15 protein-coding genes are annotated in these 17855 nt (G+C 73.1%); 7 read left to right on the top strand and 8 right to left on the bottom strand.

The genetic code is table 11. The features are described 5' to 3' along the window. Window positions 1–23: 23 nt before the first annotated feature. The 3 genes from EAO73_RS08405 (at window position 24) to EAO73_RS08395 (ending at window position 6069) form a co-directional block, all read left to right on the top strand. Window positions 24–2750, top strand: a complete 2727-nt coding sequence (locus EAO73_RS08405; protein WP_147970773.1) for a lysylphosphatidylglycerol synthase domain-containing protein — start codon at window positions 24–26, stop codon at window positions 2748–2750. Between the two features lie 96 nt (window positions 2751–2846). Next, a complete protein-coding gene (locus tag EAO73_RS08400) occupies window positions 2847–4451 on the top strand; it encodes an alpha/beta hydrolase (RefSeq protein WP_147970772.1) in 1605 nt (534 codons plus the stop codon). 73 nt (window positions 4452–4524) lie between these two features. Next, entirely contained in the window at window positions 4525–6069 is a 1545-nt protein-coding gene (locus EAO73_RS08395) for an alpha/beta hydrolase (RefSeq protein ID WP_147970771.1), read from the top strand. A gap of 59 nt (window positions 6070–6128) precedes the next feature. Here EAO73_RS08395 and moeZ read toward each other — a convergent pair whose 3' ends face one another. From moeZ to EAO73_RS08360, 7 genes are all read right to left on the bottom strand, one after another. Further along, window positions 6129–7307, bottom strand: a complete 1179-nt coding sequence (gene moeZ / locus EAO73_RS08390; protein ID WP_147970770.1) for an adenylyltransferase/sulfurtransferase MoeZ — start codon at window positions 7305–7307, stop codon at window positions 6129–6131. A gap of 85 nt (window positions 7308–7392) precedes the next feature. Beyond that, window positions 7393–8220, bottom strand: coding sequence for a spherulation-specific family 4 protein (locus tag EAO73_RS08385; RefSeq protein ID WP_147970769.1), 828 nt, complete (start codon window positions 8218–8220; stop codon window positions 7393–7395). Beyond that, entirely contained in the window at window positions 8208–9173 is a 966-nt protein-coding gene (locus tag EAO73_RS08380) for an NAD-dependent epimerase/dehydratase family protein (RefSeq protein ID WP_147970768.1), read from the bottom strand. The genes EAO73_RS08385 and EAO73_RS08380 overlap by 13 nt, the downstream gene beginning before the upstream one ends. A 151-nt stretch (window positions 9174–9324) precedes the next feature. Next, window positions 9325–10677, bottom strand: coding sequence for a hypothetical protein (locus tag EAO73_RS08375; RefSeq protein WP_412074583.1), 1353 nt, complete (start codon window positions 10675–10677; stop codon window positions 9325–9327). A gap of 52 nt (window positions 10678–10729) precedes the next feature. Beyond that, entirely contained in the window at window positions 10730–12472 is a 1743-nt protein-coding gene (locus EAO73_RS08370; RefSeq protein ID WP_147970767.1) for a glycosyltransferase, read from the bottom strand. Between the two features lie 220 nt (window positions 12473–12692). Next, a complete protein-coding gene (locus EAO73_RS08365; protein ID WP_147970766.1) occupies window positions 12693–14030 on the bottom strand; it encodes a DUF3152 domain-containing protein in 1338 nt (445 codons plus the stop codon). Beyond that, a complete protein-coding gene (locus EAO73_RS08360; protein WP_147970765.1) occupies window positions 14015–14980 on the bottom strand; it encodes an alpha/beta fold hydrolase in 966 nt (321 codons plus the stop codon). Before EAO73_RS08360 ends, EAO73_RS08365 begins: the two co-directional genes overlap by 16 nt. 110 nt (window positions 14981–15090) lie before the next feature. On the opposite strand from EAO73_RS08360, the gene EAO73_RS08355 reads away from it, so the two are divergent. From EAO73_RS08355 to EAO73_RS08335, 4 genes are all read left to right on the top strand, one after another. Continuing rightward, window positions 15091–15306 carry a hypothetical protein gene (locus tag EAO73_RS08355; protein WP_147970764.1) on the top strand — a complete coding sequence of 72 codons (216 nt, stop codon included), beginning with the start codon at window positions 15091–15093 and terminating at the stop codon, window positions 15304–15306. A gap of 168 nt (window positions 15307–15474) precedes the next feature. Beyond that, on the top strand, window positions 15475–16116 hold the full coding sequence (locus tag EAO73_RS08345) for a TetR/AcrR family transcriptional regulator (protein WP_018105511.1): 642 nt from the start codon (window positions 15475–15477) through the stop codon (window positions 16114–16116). 131 nt (window positions 16117–16247) lie between these two features. Beyond that, entirely contained in the window at window positions 16248–16475 is a 228-nt protein-coding gene (locus EAO73_RS08340; protein WP_024490505.1) for a DUF3107 domain-containing protein, read from the top strand. A 202-nt stretch (window positions 16476–16677) separates the two neighbouring features. Continuing rightward, window positions 16678–16947: a hypothetical protein gene (locus tag EAO73_RS08335; RefSeq protein WP_147970763.1), complete on the top strand. Its 270-nt coding sequence runs from the start codon at window positions 16678–16680 to the stop codon at window positions 16945–16947. 12 nt (window positions 16948–16959) lie between these two features. Here the strand turns inward: EAO73_RS08335 and EAO73_RS08330 are convergent, their stop codons facing one another. After that, on the bottom strand, window positions 16960–17694 hold the full coding sequence (locus tag EAO73_RS08330) for a ferritin-like fold-containing protein (RefSeq protein ID WP_147970762.1): 735 nt from the start codon (window positions 17692–17694) through the stop codon (window positions 16960–16962). Window positions 17695–17855: the final 161 nt, after the last annotated feature.

Genomic DNA, 17855 nt, shown 5'->3' with positions numbered 1-17855 from the left:
CAGAGGCGACGAAGGAGCAGGGCGTGCAGCCACCGAAGGCGGCCGACGCCTCCGATGCCGAGCCACGCTCGGACGGGGACCGGCAGGAGCCGGACACGGAGCAGCCCTCCGCGCGCCCGGCCGGCTCGACGCTCGCCTCATCCGAGGAGGCGCTGACCGAGCGCGTCTCGGGGGACGAGCCCCTGCTGCCCGCCCGGGTGCACCGCCCCTCCGACCTGATGCGCCTGCTCATCGGGGTGCTGGCGGTCGTCGTGCTGTTCTCCGTCGCCGCCTTCGCCCACGGCACGACCACCGGCCTCGAACAGGACATCACCAAGGGCACCGGGCAAGCCCCCGATCTGCTCATCAAGCTCGCCGGGCTGGTGTCCAGCATCGCGGTGCTGCTCGTTCCGGTCGCCTTCGCCATCGAGCGGCTGATCAAACGCGACGGGCTGCGGATCGCGGACGGGGTGCTGGCCGCGGTGCTGGCCCACGGCGTGACGCTCGCCACGGATCTGTGGGTCGCCAAGTACGCGTCCGGCACCCTGCAGGACGCGCTGACCCAGCCGCAGCCCGGTGACGCGGTCACCGATCCCGTGCACGGTTACCTCGCCCCCGTGATCGCGTACATGACGGCGGTCGGCATGGCGAGACGGCCGCGCTGGCGGGTCGTGCTGTGGGTGGTGCTGCTGCTGGACGCCTTCGCCATGCTGGTCGGCGGCTACACGACCCCGTTCTCCATCGTGCTGACGGTGCTGATCGGCTGGACGGTGGCGTACGGCACGCTGTACGCGGTCGGCTCGCCGAACGTCCGTCCGACCGGCCAGCACCTGATGGCCGGGCTGCGGCACGTCGGCTTCCGGCCGGTCACCGCGATGCGGGCCGACGAGGCGCCCGACGCCGGCGACCAGAGCGACCGGGGGCGCCGCTATCTGGTCTCCCTGGAGGACGGGCCACCGCTCGATGTGACCGTCGTCGACCGCGAGCAGCAGGCCCAGGGCTTCTTCTACCGGGTGTGGCGCCGGCTCACCCTGCGCGGCATCACCCAGCGGCGGTCCATCCAGTCGCTGCGCCAGGCACTGGAGCAGGAGGCGCTGCTCGCGTACGCGGCGATCGCCGCCGGTGCCAACGCCCCCAAGCTCATCGCCACCTCCGAGCTGGGCCCGGACGCCGTGATGCTGGTCTACGAGCACATCGGCGGCCGGTCCCTGGACGCCCTGGAGGACGCCGAGATCACCGACGACGTGGTGCGCGGCGCCTGGCAGCAGGTCAAGGCCCTCCAGTCGCGCCGGATCGCGCACCGCAGGCTCACGGGCGACGCCATCCTGGTGGATCGTTTCGGCAAGGTGTTCGTCACGGACCTGCGCGGCGGCGAGATCGCGGCCGGTGATCTGGTGCTGCGGATGGACGTCGCGCAGCTCCTCACCACGACCGGTCTGCGGGTGGGCCCCGAGCGGGCCGTGGCCGCCGCACTCGCCGTGCTCGGCCCCGACGCGGTCGCCGACTGTCTGCCGCTGCTCCAGCCGATCGCGCTCAGCCGCTCCACCCGGGCGCACCTGCGCCGGCTCGCCCGGGAGCGGTCGCAGCGCGAGCGCGAGGCCGTGCTCGAAGCGTCGGACGAGGCCAAGCGGGCCAGGGCCGAGGACGCCGAGCTGTTGTCCCGCAGTGGTGACCGCAAGGCCGCCCGCAAGTCGCTGCGCAACGAGAAGCAGGCCGAGAAGCGGGCCATGGACGACGCCCTCGACGAGGCGCGCGAGGAGGACCTGCTCTCCCAGATCCGCCGGGAGGTCCTGCTGATCCGCCCGCAGGCCCCGGTCGAGCCGGTCCGCCTGGAACGCATCAAGCCGCGCACCCTGTTCAGCTTCATTGCCGGTGCCATCGCCGCGTACTTCCTGATCTCGCAGGTCACCCAGGCCGACTTCGGCGCGGTGGTCGAGCAGGCGGAGTGGGGCTGGGTCGCCGCCGCGCTCGGCTTCTCGGCGCTCAGTTACGTGGCCGCCGCGATGAGCCTGCTGGGCTTCGTGCCCGAGCGGGTTTCGTTCGGCCGGACGGTCCTCGCGCAGGTCGCCGGGTCGTTCGTGAAGATCGTGGCGCCGGCGGCGGTCGGCGGGGTCGCGCTGAACACCCGGTTCCTCCAGCGCTCCGGGGTCCGGCCCGGTCTCGCGGTGGCCAGTGTGGGCGCCTCGCAGCTGTTCGGCCTGGGCTGCCACATCCTGCTGCTGGGCGCCTTCGGCTATCTGACCGGCACCGAGAAGACCCCGTCCTCGCTCACCCCGTCCAGGACCGTGATCGCCGGGCTGCTGACGGTCGCCGTGCTGGTGCTGGTGGTCACCGCGATCCCGTTCCTGCGGAAGTTCGTGGTGACCCGGGTGCGGTCGCTGTTCGCCGGAGTGATCCCCCGCATGCTCGACGTGGTGCAGCGGCCGCAGAAGCTGCTCACCGGCATCGGCGGGATGCTGCTGCTGACCGGTGTGTTCGTGATGTGCCTGGACGCCTCGATCCGGGCGTTCAGCGGGCCGGACACCCCGCACCTCAGCTACGCGAGCATCGCGGTCGTCTTCCTCGCCGGCAACGCGCTCGGTTCGGCCGCGCCGACCCCGGGCGGCATGGGCGCCGTCGAGGGTGCGCTGACGCTGGGTCTGATCGCGGTCGGGCTGCCGAAGGAGGTCGCGGCTCCGGCGGTGCTGCTGTTCCGGCTGATGACCCTGTGGCTGCCGGTCCTTCCCGGCTGGCTGTGCTTCAACCACCTCACGCGCAAGGGCGAGCTGTGACCCCCGCCGGTTGCTGACGGAGGCACTGGCTGCACCGGCCACCCACTTGGACCGGTACCCCGTGCACCCGCTCGCGCGCCACCGCAGCATGGAGCGATGAGGACCTCCCCTGCCCTGCGCGCCGCGGCCCTCGCCGCCACCGTGACCGTGCTGTTCCCCCTCGCCGGCTGTGCGGACGGCGGTGACAAGGAAGCGGCCGACCGCTCGACGACGAGCCCGCCCCGCGCGGCGAACGCCGCCACCGGCACCCCGTCCGGCCTCGCCGCCCAGAAGCTGACGTGGAAGAAGTGCCCGGCCCCTTCCCAGGCGCAGGGGGGCGGCAAACCGCCGTCGCCGCTGCCCGGCGGGGCGAGCTGGGAGTGCGCCTCCATGAAGGCCCCCCTGGACTACGCGAAGCCCGACGGCGACACCATCGAGCTGGCGCTGATCCGCGCCAAGGCTGTCAGTGCGAAGAAGCGGATCGGCTCGCTCATCTTCAACTTCGGCGGTCCCGGCGGCTCGGGCGTCGCCACCCTGCCCGCGTTCGGCAGCGACTACGACAAACTGCGCGCCCGCTACGACCTGGTGAGCTTCGACCCGCGCGGCGTGGGGAACAGCGACGGGGTCGAGTGTGAGACCGACAAGCAGCTGGACGCGCGCTACCAGGAGGACGGCACCCCCGACGACGCGGCGGAGGAGAAGGCGTTCGTCCAGGACACCAAGGCGTTCGCCGCCGCCTGCGAGAAGCGCTCCGGCGAGCAGCTGCCCTACGTCGGCACCACCAACGCCGCCCGCGACATGGACCTGATGCGCCAGGTGCTCGGCGACGAGAAGCTGTACTACTTCGGCATCTCGTACGGCACCGAGCTGGGCGGCGTCTACGCGCACCTGTTCCCCAAGAACGTCGGCCGGTCGGTGCTGGACGCGGTCGTCGACCCGAACCAGAACGCCGAGGAGTCCTCGCTCGGCCAGGCCAAGGGCTTCCAGCTCGCCCTGGACAACTTCGCGAAGGACTGCGCGGACCGGGGCGACGCCTGCAAGCTGCCCGGGTCCGACGCCGAGGAGATCGAACAGGGCATCTCCGGCCTCCTCGACCGGCTGGAGAAGAAGCCCATCCAGGGCATGGGAACCCGCAAGCTGACGGAGACCCAGGCCACCACCGGCATCGCGGCGGCCCTCTACTCCAAGGAGACCTGGCCCCTGCTGGAACAGGGTGTGGACGAGGCCGACGGCGGGAACGGCGCTCTGCTCCTCGCGCTCGCCGACTCCCTCAACGGCCGCTCCGAGGACGGCCGCTACGACAACTCGGCCGCCGCCTACACCGCGATCAGCTGCGCCGACTCGCGCGAGCGGTTCACCCTGGAGCAGACGAAGGCGAAGCTCCCCGAATTCCGTGACGCCTCGGCCGTCTTCGGCAACTACCTGGGCTGGGGCCTGATGGGCTGCACGGACTGGCCGGTGAAGGGCACCTGGAAGACCCCCGACGTCAGCGCCCCCGGCTCCGCCCCCATCCTCGTGATCGGCAACACCGGCGACCCCGCGACGCCGTACGAGGGCGCGAAGGCGATGGCCGAGGAACTGGGCGAGGGCGTCGGCGTGCAGATGACGTACAAGGGCCAGGGGCACGGCGCGTACAACAGCGGCAACGCCTGCGTGCAGAAGGCGGTCGGCGGCTATCTGCTCGACGGCAAGGTCCCGGCGGCCGGCACGGTCTGCGGCTGAGCACCCCTCGGCGCGCCCCCTACGATGGGCGAACTGCCGTACGGGCAGGGCTCGACGGGGAGGTACGCACAACGTGGTCGCACACGCACGGGCCGGAGCGCTGGCCGCAGCGGCACTGCTGCTGACGGGGGTACTCGCGGGCTGCGAGGACGGTACGGACGACAAGGGAGGCGGGGCGGCCTCGTCGCCCGCCTCCTCGTCCTCCGAAGCGAACGGGCTGCCCGCGTCGCTGACCTCGCAGCGCCCGGACTGGTCCCGCTGCGAGGCGCCCGAGGGCGGTGAGACGCCGGGCTCCGAGTGGCGCTGCGCGACGGTGAAGGTGCCGCTGGACTACGAGAAGCCGAGGGGCGACACGATCGGCATCGCCCTGGTCCGCAAGGAGGCGACGGACCGGAGCAAGCGCCTGGGCTCGATGCTGTTCAACTTCGGCGGGCCCGGCGGCTCGGGCGTCTCGATACTCCCGCGCGCCGGCAGCTCGTACGCCACCCTCAACACCCGTTACGACCTGGTGGGCTTCGACCCGCGCGGGGTGGCGCGCAGCGCCGGGGTGCGGTGCCGCGACGACGAGACGCAGGACGAGGCGTACCAGGACGTCGACATGACCCCGGACACGCCGGCCGAGGAGGCGGCGTTCATGAAGGACGGCGCCGACTTCGGGGCCGGCTGCGATCGCCTGTCCGGCGACGTCCTCCTGTACGTCGGTACGACGAACGCCGCCCGCGACATGGACCTGATCCGCCAGGTGCTCGGGGACGAGAAGCTGACGTACTTCGGGATGTCGTACGGCACCGAGCTGGGCGGCACGTACGCCCACCTCTTCCCGGAGAACGTGGGGCGTACGGTCTTCGACGCGGTCGTCGACCCGACCGCCGACTCCATCGGGCACGCGCGGAACCAGGCGACCGGCTTCCAGCGGGCCCTGGACAACTACTTCAAGGACCGCGGCCAGGACCCGAAGGCCGGAACCCGGCGCATCACCGCCCTGCTGAAGCGGATCGACGCCGAACCGCTGCCGACGGGCACGGACCGCCAGCTCAACGAGTCGCTGGCGATCACCGGTATCGTGCTCCCCCTCTACTCCAAGGACAGCTGGCCCGCCCTCACCCAGGCCCTGGACGAGGCCGAGAAGGGCAGCGGCGCCGCGCTGCTCCGGCTCGCCGACTCGTACAACGGCCGGGACGACAGCGGCCACTACGACACCCAGAACCACTCCCAGCGGGCCATCTCCTGCGCGGACGGCAGGGCGAGGCCCTCGGCCGCCGACGCGAGGGCGCTGCTGCCCGAGTTCGAGAAGCTGTCCCCCGTCTTCGGGCCGTTCCTGGCCTGGGACACGGCGGGCTGGTGCTCCGGCTGGCCGGTGGAGGGCGAGCACGACCATCCGGAGGCGAGCGCCCCGGGCGCCGGTCCGATCCTGGTCGTGGGGACGACGGGAGACCCGGCCACGCCGTACGAGGGCGCCCGCAGGATGGCGGACGAGCTGGGCGACGGCGTCGGTGTGCTGCTCTCCAACAAGGGCGAGGGGCACGGCGCGTACGGGGGCAATTCCTGTGTGACGTCGACCGTGGACTCGTACTTCCTGGACGGCGAGGTCCCGGCGGACGGCAAGACCTGCTCGTAGCCCGGCACGCCGAAGGGGCCGGCCCGCGCGCTGCGGACCGGCCCCTTCGGCGTGTGGTTCTAGTAGACCGGCTTCTCGGGCTCGATCTGGTTGACCCAGCCGATCACGCCGCCGCCCACGTGGACCGCGTCGGCGAAGCCCGCCGACTTGAGGACCGCGAGGACTTCCGCACTGCGGACACCCGTCTTGCAGTTCAGGACGATGCGACGGTCCTGCGGGAGGTCCTGGAGGGCGTTGCCCATCAGGAACTCGTTCTTCGGGACCAGCCGGGAGCCCGGGATCGACACGATCTCGTACTCGTTCGGCTCGCGGACGTCGATGATCTCGATCTTCTCGTCGGCGTCGATCCACTCCTTGAGCTGCTTCGGAGTGATCGTCGAACCGGCCGCCGCCTCCTGGGCCTCCTCGGACACGACGCCGCAGAAGGCCTCGTAGTCGATGAGCTCGGTGACGGTGGGGTTCTCGCCGCAGACCGCGCAGTCGGGGTCCTTGCGGACCTTGACCTGGCGGTACTGCATCTCCAGGGCGTCGTAGATCATCAGCCGGCCGACCAGCGGGTCGCCGATGCCGGCGAGCAGCTTGATGGCCTCGTTGACCTGGATCGAGCCGATGGAGGCGCAGAGCACGCCGAGGACGCCGCCCTCGGCGCAGGACGGAACCATGCCCGGCGGGGGCGGCTCCGGGTACAGGCAGCGGTAGCAGGGGCCGTGCTCGGACCAGAACACGGACGCCTGGCCGTCGAAGCGGTAGATCGAGCCCCAGACGTACGGCTTGTTCAGCAGGACCGCGGCGTCGTTGACGAGATAGCGGGTGGCGAAGTTGTCCGTGCCGTCCACGATCAGGTCGTACGCGGCGAAGATCTCCTTCACGTTCTCGGCTTCGAGCCGCTCCTCGTGAAGGACCACGTTGACCAGGGGGTTGATGCCCTCGACGGTCTCCTTGGCCGACAGGGCCTTGGACTTGCCGATGTCGGACTGGCTGTGGATGATCTGGCGCTGCAGGTTCGACTCGTCGACCTCGTCGAACTCCACGATGCCGAGCGTGCCGACACCGGCTGCGGCCAGGTACATCAGGGCCGGCGAACCGAGGCCGCCGGCGCCCACGACGAGCACCTTCGCGTTCTTCAGCCGCTTCTGCCCGTCCATCCCGACATCCGGGATGATCAGGTGGCGGGAGTACCTGCGGACCTCGTCGACGGTGAGCTCAGCAGCTGGCTCGACCAGGGGTGGCAGCGACACAGGAACCTCAACAATGCAGGTGGTCGGTTTCTACGTACTTCGACTACGTACGGTTGTTCTTGCCGTAACACTGCCACGCCCCCTCTCATTCCGAGATACCAGGTCCGATCCGCGAGACGATTTCGTCCCAGTACCTGGGCAGTGCCGCGAATGGGTCGCTTTGTCCGCGACCGTTCCCCGGCCCCGACCGCCCGCCGCGGTCGGTGAAGAAGATCGTCCCCGCGCCCTGCCAGCGGGCGATGCGCATCGCCTCCTCCAGATGGGTGCGCGGGACGCCGTGCACGAAGTGGGCGAACCGGCCTGGCGGGTAGGCCGCGGTCCACTCGGCCACCTGCGACCAGCGGTAGTCGCTCCACGCGCCGCGGAACGTGACGAGCTGGTCGCCCGTCTCCGCGTACCCGGGGTACGGATGGGTGTCGTGCCCCAGGACGAGGTGCCCGTCGTCCTGGCCCAGGAAGGCCCGCAGGGTGCCGGTGAGACGGCGGACGGCCGGCAGCTCGGCACGGCCGGCCGGACAGCGGTCGAGGTAGAAGCCGTCCACCCGGTACCACTCCAGGAAGGACCGGGCGTCGGCGAGCAGTTCCCCGAAGGGCCGCTCGCCGTGGGCGAGGTCGAGCTGCCCGAGCAATCGGCCGCCCGCCGCCCGCACGGTGTCGATGGGCTCCCCGCCGTGCAGCGCGCGGACGCGGGCGTTGCGCAGTCGGCCCGCCGCCTCCAGGCAGTGCGGGTCGGGCCTGCTGCCGGGGCCGTTGTCGATGTTGAGGACCGCCCAGTGCAGCGGGGTGCCGGGGCGGGACAGCTCGGCCCACTCGGCCGGAGCGAGCAGCGGGTGCGCGTAGCCGGGGACGCCGAAGCCGAGCCGGTCGGCGCCGCTGGTGCGCCGGGCGGTGCCGGTACTGGTCAGATACGGCACGCCGCCTCCATCCAGATGTCGGCGAGGGACTCCTCCAGGTTGATCCGTGGACGCCAGCCGAGCCGGTCGCGGGCGGTGCGGACGTCGGCCTGCTGCCAGGCACCGCAGCCGTCCGGGTACGGGGACGGAGTGGCCGAGAGGTGCTCGATGACCGACTCGGAGGAGGTGCGGGGGGCGCCGATGGGGAGGCGTGCGGGAGGCGTGTCCAGCTCGTGGAGCGCGCCGGCGTATCCGGCGACCTTGGCGAGGACGGCCGCCGCGTCGCGCAGCCGGACGGCCCGGCCGGTGCCGATGTTGACGACGCCCTGCGCGGCGGAGAGCGAGGCGGCGTGGACGGCCCGCGCCACATCGCGTACGTCGACGAAGTCGCGCTGCACGCCGAGGCCGCTGAGCTTCAGCTCGCCGTCGCCGGACTGCATGGTGCGGCGCATGGCCTCGGCGAGCCGGCCGAGCGGTGAGCCGGCCGGGGTGCCGGGGCCGACCGGCGAGAAGACCCGCAGCACGACCGCGTCGAGGCCGGAGCCGAGGACGAGCTCGGTGGCGGCGAGCTTGCTGACGCCGTACGGGCCGCCGGGGCGCGGAATGGCGTCCTCGGCGGTGGAGGAACCGGGCTGTGAGGGCCCGTACTCCGAGGCGCAGCCGACCTGGACCAGGCGGGCGGTGCAGCGGCTGCGGCGCATCGCCTCGCACACGGTGGCGACGGCGACGGTGTTGTGCCGGGTGAGGTCGCGGGCGCCGCCCCGGGTCGCGCCGGCGCAGTTGACGACGACCCCGGGGTGGACGGCGTCCAGGAAGCGGGTGAGCGCTCCGGGGCTGCCGTTCGCGAGGTCGAACCGTACGTCGGCGTCGTCGCCGCGGCCGAGTGCCGTGAGGTGGACGGCGGGGTCGGCGAGCAGCCGGTCGGCCACGAACCGGCCGATGAATCCGTTGGCTCCGAGCAGCAGCACCCTCATCGCGCACCGCCCAGGCCTGAGGGCCGACGGCGGGCTGCCGGTGCGGGGGATTGGCGGGTCATGTCGGTGTCTCCTTGGGGAAGGTTCGTACGGTTCGGGTGGTGACGGCCCACGGCGTCGGCTCCGTGGGCGGGCTCTGGGGGCCGCCGCCTCAGGGGGCGGTGTGGGCGGACGCCCGGGAGAGGGCGAGGGTGGCGGTGATCAGCAGGCCGAGCGCGGCCGCGCCGCAGGCGAGCGCGGGCACCGCCCCGGCCCCCGCCGCCTCGACGAGGGCGTCGACGGGGCGGGCCACCGGATGGAGTCCGGGCAGCCGGCCGGCCAGGATCAGGGCGGGGGCTGCGGCCTCGACGGCGCAGGCGGCGGCGAGTCCGGTGGCGGCGGGTTCGGGGAAGCCGTGGACGGTCAGGAGCCGGGCCAGCAGGAGCAGCACCCCGAGGGCGGCGGTCCCGGCCGGTGCGCCGCCGGTGCCGAACAGCGGCCGGGTCAGGAACAGCAGCGCGGCGAGGGCGCAGACGAAGAGGGCGACGACGCCGAACACCAGGGGGCGCGCACCGGCGGCGAACTCCTCCAGCGCGTGGCTGCCGTGCAGCCTGCGGTGCGCGTACCGGGCGAAGAGGTGGGCGCACCAGGCGGCGGGCAGCACCGCGAGGGCGAGCGCCGACAGGGGGCCCGGGGTCAGCGTCCAGGGGCCCTCGGGGCCGCCGCTGAGCACCTGGTGGAGCAGGGCGTCGCCGTACAGGACGTAGCCGAGCAGCCAGCAGACGCAGAGGGCGGTGGCGCCGGAGGAGCGGACCTCGGTGGCGAGCGGGCCGGTGCGCAGGGCGAGGAGAAGGGCGACGAGGGTGAGCAGCGAGCCGCCGGCGCCGATGGCGAGCCGGGTGTCGCCGCCGAGCACCCCGTCGGTGAGCCGCAGCGTGACCAGGGTCGCCACGCAGGCGGCGCCCGGCAGCAGGGCCCGCAGCGACCAGGCGGCGCGCGTTCCGCTGTCGCGCGCCGGAGCGGGCCCCGGCGTGAAGGGCTCCCGTGCGACCGCCGGTACCCGTGCGAAGAGTTCCTCGGCGAGCGAGAACACATCGCGGTGCCGGTAGCGGGCGGCGGTGCGGTCGGTGACCCCGTGGGCCTCCAGACCTGCGGCGATCTCCAGCGGGTCGACGGCCCGTTCGCACAGCTCGCGGTGGCGGTGCATGAGCGAGCGCACCGGGTCGGCGGTCCCCCGCCGCCCGGCGACGGCCTTGCGGACGGCGGCGTTGCGGGCCGGGTACGGATGCGCGGTGTGCGCGACCTCGGGGGGGCGTGCGGGGCCCTCGGGAGCGAGGGCGGGCGCGGGCGCCTCGGCCGGTGCCGGCTCCGGGGCGTGCGCGGGAGCGTCCGGTACGCCCGCGGCGGGTACGGGCGCGTCCGTGGGCGCGAGCCCTCCGGACCCGGGCACGGGTTCGCCCGGCGCGCCCCGCACCCCGGCGTCGGCCGCCGCGGTGGCGTCCCCCTGGTGGCCCTCGCGCCTCATCGTCGGTCCTCCGTGCTGCTGTTCGGCCGGGAAGGGGCCCGCCGTCCCGTGGTTACGCATCGCCGCCTCCCGCGCCCACCCAGCTCGGGGTGCGGTCGGCGCGCTCCGGTGCGGGGGACGACGGCGGCACCGAGTCCGGCCAGTGGCCCAGGACATGGGCCTCCGGCGGGGTGGCGAAGGGGCGCGGCCCGTCGCTGCCGGCCGGCAGCGGCCTCTCGCGCAGCGGCGCCCGCGCGATCAGCTCCAGGTAGATCCCGTGGAACGCCGCGAGGTTCTGTTCGACGGTGAAGAGTTCGAGCGCTCGGGCGCGCGCCGCCGCACCCAGGCGCGCACGGCGCTCCGGGTCGCGCAGGAGCGCAAGGCAGGCGTCCGCGAGCGCCCGGTGGTTGCGCGGTGGGACCACGAGTCCCGTACCGCCGATGACCTCGACGACCGCGCCGACGTCCGTCGACACGGTGGCCCGGCCGCAGAACATCGCCTCGACCAGGCTGATCGGGAAGCCCTCGACCACGCTGGAGAGCACCACGACACCGCCGGCCGCGTACGCCTGGGCGAGGTCGGGGACCTCGGGGCCGCCGATCTCTTCGAAGGAGACGGCGCCCTCGTCGGGGAGGAGCTGGGCGGCCAGGGTCCGGCAGCGCGCCAGATAGGCGGCGCCCGCCGGGCCCGGGGCCGGGGCGCCGATGATCCGCAGCCGGGCCTCCGGCTCGGCGAGGCGCACCTCGGCGAAGGCGTGCAGGAGGGCGACCAGGTCCTTGGCGGGCTCGATGCGGCCGACCCAGACGAGCGTGTCCGGACCGCCGTCGTCCTCGCTCTCGCCGAGCGCGGCGAACCGGGCCGACTCCATCCCCGGGTACACGGTCCGCAGCTTCGCGGGGTCGGCGCCGCACCGCTCCTGCCAGCGGCGGGCGTGGGTGTTGCCCGGGGTGATGAGCGCGGCCTGCCGGTACACCTCGGAGGCGAGCAGCCCGTGGAAGTGCGCGAGGAGCGCGCGCACCGGCGCGCTGACCGGCGCACCGCCCGACGCGAGGTAGTGCGCCCGGACCCGTACGGCGTGCTCGGTGACCAGCAGTGGCACCCCGAAGAAGCGTTTGGCCAGCAGCCCCGGCAGGGCGGCGACACCGCCCGCCGTGGCGTGGCAGAGGTCCACGGCGCCGAGGCCGTCCTCGTCGTACCAGTCGACGGAGAGGGGACGCAGCACCCGGTCCAGCTCGGCGGTGAAGGCGAGGAGGTCGGCAACGGTGGCCGTCTGCACGGTGCGTCCGGTGCCGGGCGCGCGGCAGGCGGCCTCCAGGATGCGCACGGCCGTCTCGGAGCGCAGGGCGGCGGGCAGTCCGCCGTGCTCGGCGGCGAGTTCGGCGAGGCCGTAGAGGCCGCGCGTGAACCGCTCGTCCGCGAGCCGGGCGTCGGCGCCGTCCTGCGCGCGGGCGCCCGGCTCGCGGCCCGCCGCACCGCAGACCGCCGCCGCGAGGTCGGCGAAGTGGGTGGCGAAGAGGCGTCGTTCGCGCCGGGCGTAGGTCCGCGCGCCCCCTCCGGTCAGCAGCCGGGCCAGCGCTCCCCGCGGCGCGTGCAGGCCGAGGGTCTCCTCGTCGGTGGTCCACAGGGGTGCCGTGCGTACGCTGCCGACCTGGTCGGGGAGCCGGACCCAGCCCTGCGCCTCCTGCTCGGCGGAACGGCTGAGCGCGAAGAGGTCGAACTCGTGCTGCGCGAGCCCGCGTACCAGACGGTCGCACCAGAGTCTGGACTCACCGGTCGCGTACGGATAGCCACCGTCGGTGAGCAGTCCGATCCGCACGAGCGCACCCCCGATCTCCCTTGTGAGCGGCCGCCGTTGGATTCGGCGACTCGCGGCGGGACGACCGTAAGCGGATACGCCGGTGGCGCGACGGACGGTTGTCCGTCGCGCCACCGAAAGGGGTGAACCGGCGTAACTTTCCCACCTCTGTAGCGTTCTGTCGCGCTATAGAGGCGGAGGGTCACCGCGCGGGGGCTCGGAAAGGGAGCCTGATACCCACTCAGCCCTCGGGATACACCCAGGGGTTGGGACGGCACTTGATGCCGTCGAGGTCCAGCGTCTTGGTCTGCTGCTGCATGACCGGCGCGAGGGCGCCCTTCGTCCGGCAGCTCACATGGTTGTGGCCGAGCCGGTGGCCGACCTCGTGGTTGATGAGCATCTGCCGGTACGCGTACAGCTTGTCCGGACCGAAGGTGGCCGAGCCCTGGGCCCAGCGGTAGGCGTTGATCATCACGCGCTCGGTGGCGGCCGAGTCGCAGGAGACGTTGTCCTCCATGGTGTCCAGGCCCGACTTCTCGCACCACTTGCCGGTGGTGCCGGGGCTGGCCAGCGTGATGACGAAGTCCGGCTCGCCCTCGGAGATCCGTTCGAAGGTCATGTCACCGTCGTGCGCCCAGCTCCGGTCGTCGTTGAGGGTCTTCTGGACGGCCTGCGCGAACAACTGCGCGTCGAGCCCGAGCCCCTTCTCGACATCGATCCGGTAGCGGTGCTTCGTCCCCTTGCCGGGCGCCTTCGCGAAACCGGGCACGGTCTCGAACTTCCCCGAGCCCGTCAGCGCCGGCGACAGCGGATAGGGCTTGGCCATTTTCTGTGCGTACGTAAGAGGCTTGACGGCCGCCGCCTCGGGGGACGGCGTCGTCCGGCTCTCCGAACGCGAGGCGTCGTCCGCCGCGTCCCGGTCGACCCCCGCCGCCTGCGCGGCGCCGCTCCCGGAGGTGCGGTCGTGGGCGACCTGGCCGGCCACGACCACCGCGAGCACGGTGGTCACCGCGGCGGCGGCGATACCCGTGAACGTCCTCCCCTTGCCGCCCCGGGGTTCCTTGGCCGGGACCGGGTCCTCGTCGCGCCGGACCTCCGGCGCGCGCGTCTCCCGGTCGGTGACCGAGCCGTACGGGTCGGAGGGCGCCGCGCTCCGCCGGCGCGGCGCGGTCGGTGCGGACTGCGGGTTGTCGAACGCCTCGACGAACTCGCGCCGGGGGCCCGGTATGAACGGCCGTGCGCCGGTGGCCTGCTGCTGGTGCGCGGGGTGCGGGACGCCGGGGCGGGCGCCGGGAGCGGGCGCCCGGAGACCGGGTCCGCCGGGGGCGCGCATCGGGCCGGTGCCCCAGCCGCCGCCGGGTTCACGCTGTTCGGGGTGGCCGCCGCGCGCCTCGGGCGCCCCCGGGAACGGACCGGGGCCCGCGGGCCCCGCCTGCCGTCTGCGCCGTCCGGTGCCGGCGGCGGGCCGGGCGGCCTCGCGCCCCGCCTCGTTCGCCTCGGTCTGCCCGGTCCCGGGCGCGCTGGGCGCAGGGCCCTTCCGGCTGTGTCGTCCCACGCCCTGGATCAGCTCCCGCCGCATTCGTCGAGCAATTCCCGGAACGCCTGGGCGACCGCCTCCGGGTACTCCATCATCGCCACGTGCCCGGCGTCGGGCAGTGTCAGCAGGCGCGCGTCGCGGAAGGCCGCGGACGCCCTGCGGGCCATCCGGAACGAGACGAGCTGGTCCCGTCCGCCGTACACCAGCTGGGTCGGCGCGAGCACCCGCTCGGCCTGGCGCCACAGCCCGTGCTGTCCGCCCAGCGTGTACGCGTCGACGATGCCACGGGCGGAACGCGCCATGGCGTCCCAGAAGTACGGCAGTTCCAGCCGTCGCTCCATTTCGGCCACCGCGTCGCGGAAGCCCGTGTCGGAGACCCGTGCCGGATCGCCGTAACAGAGTGCCATGACTCCGCGGGTGCGTTCCTCCGCGGTCCAGTCGCGGGTCAGCCGGGCGAACAGGGAGGCGACGCCCGGGAGTGCGAGCAGCGCGGTCGGGGCGGCCGAGCGCTGCACCCGGATCTCGGGGAGCGCCGGCGAGACCAGGGTGAGCGTGCGCACCAGGTCGGGGCGGACCGCGGCGACCCTGGTGGCCACCGCGCCGCCCAGCGAGTTGCCGAACAGGTGGACGGGGCCGCGCTCCTGGGCGTCCAGGAGCCGGATGACCGCGCGGGCGTGCCCGGTGACCGAGTAGTTGCCGTCGTCCGGGGGCGGCGAGTCGCCGAAGCCGGGCAGGTCGACGGCCTCGCAGTCGACCAGCTCCTCCAGGAGCGGCATCAGGGCCGTCCAGTTCTGCGAGGAGCCGCCGAGGCCGTGCACGAACAGCGCGGGAGGCAGTCCGGGCCCCCGGGACGGCCGCGAACGGAGGGTGAGCGTCAGACCGGCCAGCTCGACGGAGCGCAGCCGCTCCCCCGCCGCGACCCTGACGGCGCTCACCGTGGGTGCCACCGCTGCGGCGGCGGCGCGGATTCCCGGCAGCTCGGTCGAAGACATGCGGCAATGTTACGAGATGATCACACCGGGGTTCATGTGTTCGCCGTCACACGATCGCATAGCGGCATTACGGGGTACCTCATAGGCTCGAACCGAGGAAGGGAGTCACCATGACGGTCGACCCGAGGGACCCGGAGACCTTCGAGGACGTCCAGCCGGACGAACCCGACCAGGAGACGCCCGACGCGGACGCCGCCGAGCAGCGGACGGACCTGCGCCCGGAGAGCGACGAACCGCTCACGGACTTCGAACGCGGCGACGCCAGCGAGGCCGACGCGGCGGAGCAGGCCCGCGTCGTCCCCCAGGACGAGGACGATTACCGCTGATACGTCCCGCTCTGCGCCTCCGACCGGACAACCTGCGGCTTCCGCAGCCGTCCGGTCCGTGAAATTCTGCGTCCGCGCCGCGCATACCGGGGTTACCCAAAAGTACGATGTCGGTATGGCGCGGCACGTACGGAACGGCTGTGTCGGACCACGAATTTGGGAGGCGGCGTGACAGCCATCGAGCAGACCGAGGCGGCGCGCCCGCGGGGCACTCGCCTGCCCCGCCGCGCCCGACGCAACCAGCTGCTGGGAGCCGCGCAGGAGGTGTTCGTCGCGCAGGGGTACCACTCCGCGGCGATGGACGACATCGCGGAGCGCGCCGGCGTCAGCAAGCCGGTGCTCTACCAGCACTTCCCGGGCAAGCTGGAGCTCTACCTGGCCCTTCTCGACCAGCACTGCGAGTCGCTGCTGCAGGCGGTGCGTACGGCCCTGGCGTCGACCACCGACAACAAGCTGCGCGTGGCCGCGACGATGGACGCGTACTTCGCGTACGTCGAGGACGAGGGCGGCGCCTTCCGGCTGGTCTTCGAGTCCGACCTGACCAACGAGCCCGCCGTGCGCGAGCGCGTGGACCGGGTCTCGCTCCAGTGCGCCGAGGCGATCTCCGACGTGATCGCGGGCGACACGGGCCTGTCCAAGGACGAGTCCATGCTGCTCGCGGTGGGCCTCGGCGGGGTGTCCCAGGTGGTCGCCCGGTACTGGCTCTCCAGCCGGTCGGCCATTCCGCGCGACACGGCGGTCCAGCTGCTCACCTCGCTGGCCTGGCGGGGCATCGCGGGCTTCCCCCTGCACGGCATCGATCAGCACTGACCGCCCGGCGGGCGCCCGTGTTCGCTGCGGGCGTGGCCGGGGGCGCCCTGACGAGTCCCCTCAGCGGGCTAATGTGTGCTGCGTACGGCGCGGTTCACCGCGCAGGGACTGACCGTCGGAGGGACATAGCCGTGGAGGTCAAGATCGGGGTGCAGCACACGCCCCGGGAGATCGTTCTGGAGAGCGGGCTTTCCGCCGAAGAGGTCGAGAGCGCGGTGTCCGAGGCTCTCGCCGGCAAGGCGCAGCTGCTCAGCCTCACGGACGAGAAGGGCCGCAAGGTCCTCGTGCCGGCCGACCGGATCGCCTATGTGGAGATCGGCGAGCCCAGCACGCGACGGGTGGGGTTCGGCGCGCTGTAGAGGCGCACGGACGCGAAGACCGCACGAAGCGGCCCGGTCGGGGATTCCCCGCCGGGCCGCTTCGCGTTGCTCCCGTCCGCGCATTCCGCTTCCCTGCGCGACGGCTGGGCGAAGCCTGTGCGCGGGAGGGTTGTGACCGGCCGCTCACGGGTAGTACGACCAGGACCGAAGCGTCCGTTCCGTATCTGCGAGGTGATCGTCCGTGATCCTGGAAACGTTGAGCGCCGTCGTGCTCGGAGCAGTCCTCTCCTGGGCGGCACTGCGCTCGCTGCCGGGCCGCCTCCCGGCCCGCCGGACCGTGTTCGGCACGGGGACGCTCGGCGCCGTGTTCGGCGCGTCCCTCATGCACTCGGTGCTCGGCGGGGGCCACGCGGCGGCCGCGGTGGTGGGTGCCGTGCTGATCGCCGCCGTGACGGTGTCGCTGCTGATCAGGCCGCGCAGCCGCCGGCTGAGCCGGTCGGCCGCCGCCTGACGCCGGCTCTCCCTACGCCGCGAGCCCCAGGGCGGCCATGCGCTTGGTGTGCGCCTCGGTGATCCGGGAGAACATCCGGCCGACCTCCGCCAGGTCGAAGCCGTCGGCGACCCCGCCGACCAGCATCGTCGACAGCGCGTCACGGTCCGCGACCACGCGCTGCGCCTGCGAGAGCGCCTCGCCCATGAGCCGCCGCGCCCACAGCGCCAGCCGGCCGCCGACCCTCGGCTCCGCCTCGATCGCCGCGCGCACCTTCTCGACGGCGAAGTTGCCGTGGCCCGTGTCGTCGAGCACGGCGAGGACCAGGGAGCGGGTGTCGGAGTCGAGCCGGGCCGCGACCTCCCGGTAGAAGTCGCTGGCGATCGAGTCGCCGACGTACGCCTTGACCAGGCCCTCCAGCCAGTCGGAGGGGGCGGTCTGGCGGTGGAAGTCGTCGAGCGCGCGGGCGAACGGCTCCATGGCGGCGGTCGGCTCGACCTCGATGGCCGTCAGCCGCTCGGTGAGCTGCTCGAAGTGGTGGAACTCGGCGGACGCCATCTTCGCCAGCTCCGCCTTGTCGGCCAGGGTCGGCGCGAGCTTGGCGTCCTCGGCGAGCCGCTCGAAGGCCGCGAGCTCCCCGTAGGCGAGTGCGCCCAGCAGATCGACGACGGCCGCCCGGTACTGCGGCTGCGCGGACGCGGTGGCCCAGTCCTGGTCGGCGATTCTGGTCGTCGCGGGGGTGTCAGTGGCGTTGTCAGGCGTCTCCATGCAGCGCAGAATAGCCCGCCCGAGCGGAGGCGGAAGGGTCCGCCCGTCGACCCATGTCACACCGATCCGACGAATTCACCCAACACAGATGCGCGGATCCGGGGTACAGTGGTAATGCGCTTACTGAGCACTTTGCATCTGCTCGTAGCGCGAAATTGAAT

Origin of the sequence: Streptomyces sp. col6 (assembly GCF_008042035.1) — a bacterium.
Classification (GTDB): Bacteria; Actinomycetota; Actinomycetes; order Streptomycetales; family Streptomycetaceae; genus Streptomyces.
Note: the sequence above shows the minus strand (reverse complement) of the source record. Positions and strands in the feature narration are given on the sequence as shown.

Bases quoted from the DNA above. Each gene is read 5' to 3' on its own strand.
- EAO73_RS08330 (WP_147970762.1), bottom strand. From the start codon at position 17,694: ATGGAGACGCCTGACAACGCCACTGACACCCCCGCGACGACCAGAATC.
- EAO73_RS08400 (WP_147970772.1), top strand. From the start codon at position 2,847: ATGAGGACCTCCCCTGCCCTGCGCGCCGCGGCCCTCGCCGCCACCGTG.
- EAO73_RS08360 (WP_147970765.1), bottom strand. From the start codon at position 14,980: ATGTCTTCGACCGAGCTGCCGGGAATCCGCGCCGCCGCCGCAGCGGTG.
- EAO73_RS08375 (WP_412074583.1), bottom strand. From the start codon at position 10,677: ATGAGGCGCGAGGGCCACCAGGGGGACGCCACCGCGGCGGCCGACGCC.
- EAO73_RS08380 (WP_147970768.1), bottom strand. From the start codon at position 9,173: ATGAGGGTGCTGCTGCTCGGAGCCAACGGATTCATCGGCCGGTTCGTG.
- EAO73_RS08365 (WP_147970766.1), bottom strand. From the start codon at position 14,030: ATGCGGCGGGAGCTGATCCAGGGCGTGGGACGACACAGCCGGAAGGGC.
- EAO73_RS08355 (WP_147970764.1), top strand. From the start codon at position 15,091: ATGACGGTCGACCCGAGGGACCCGGAGACCTTCGAGGACGTCCAGCCG.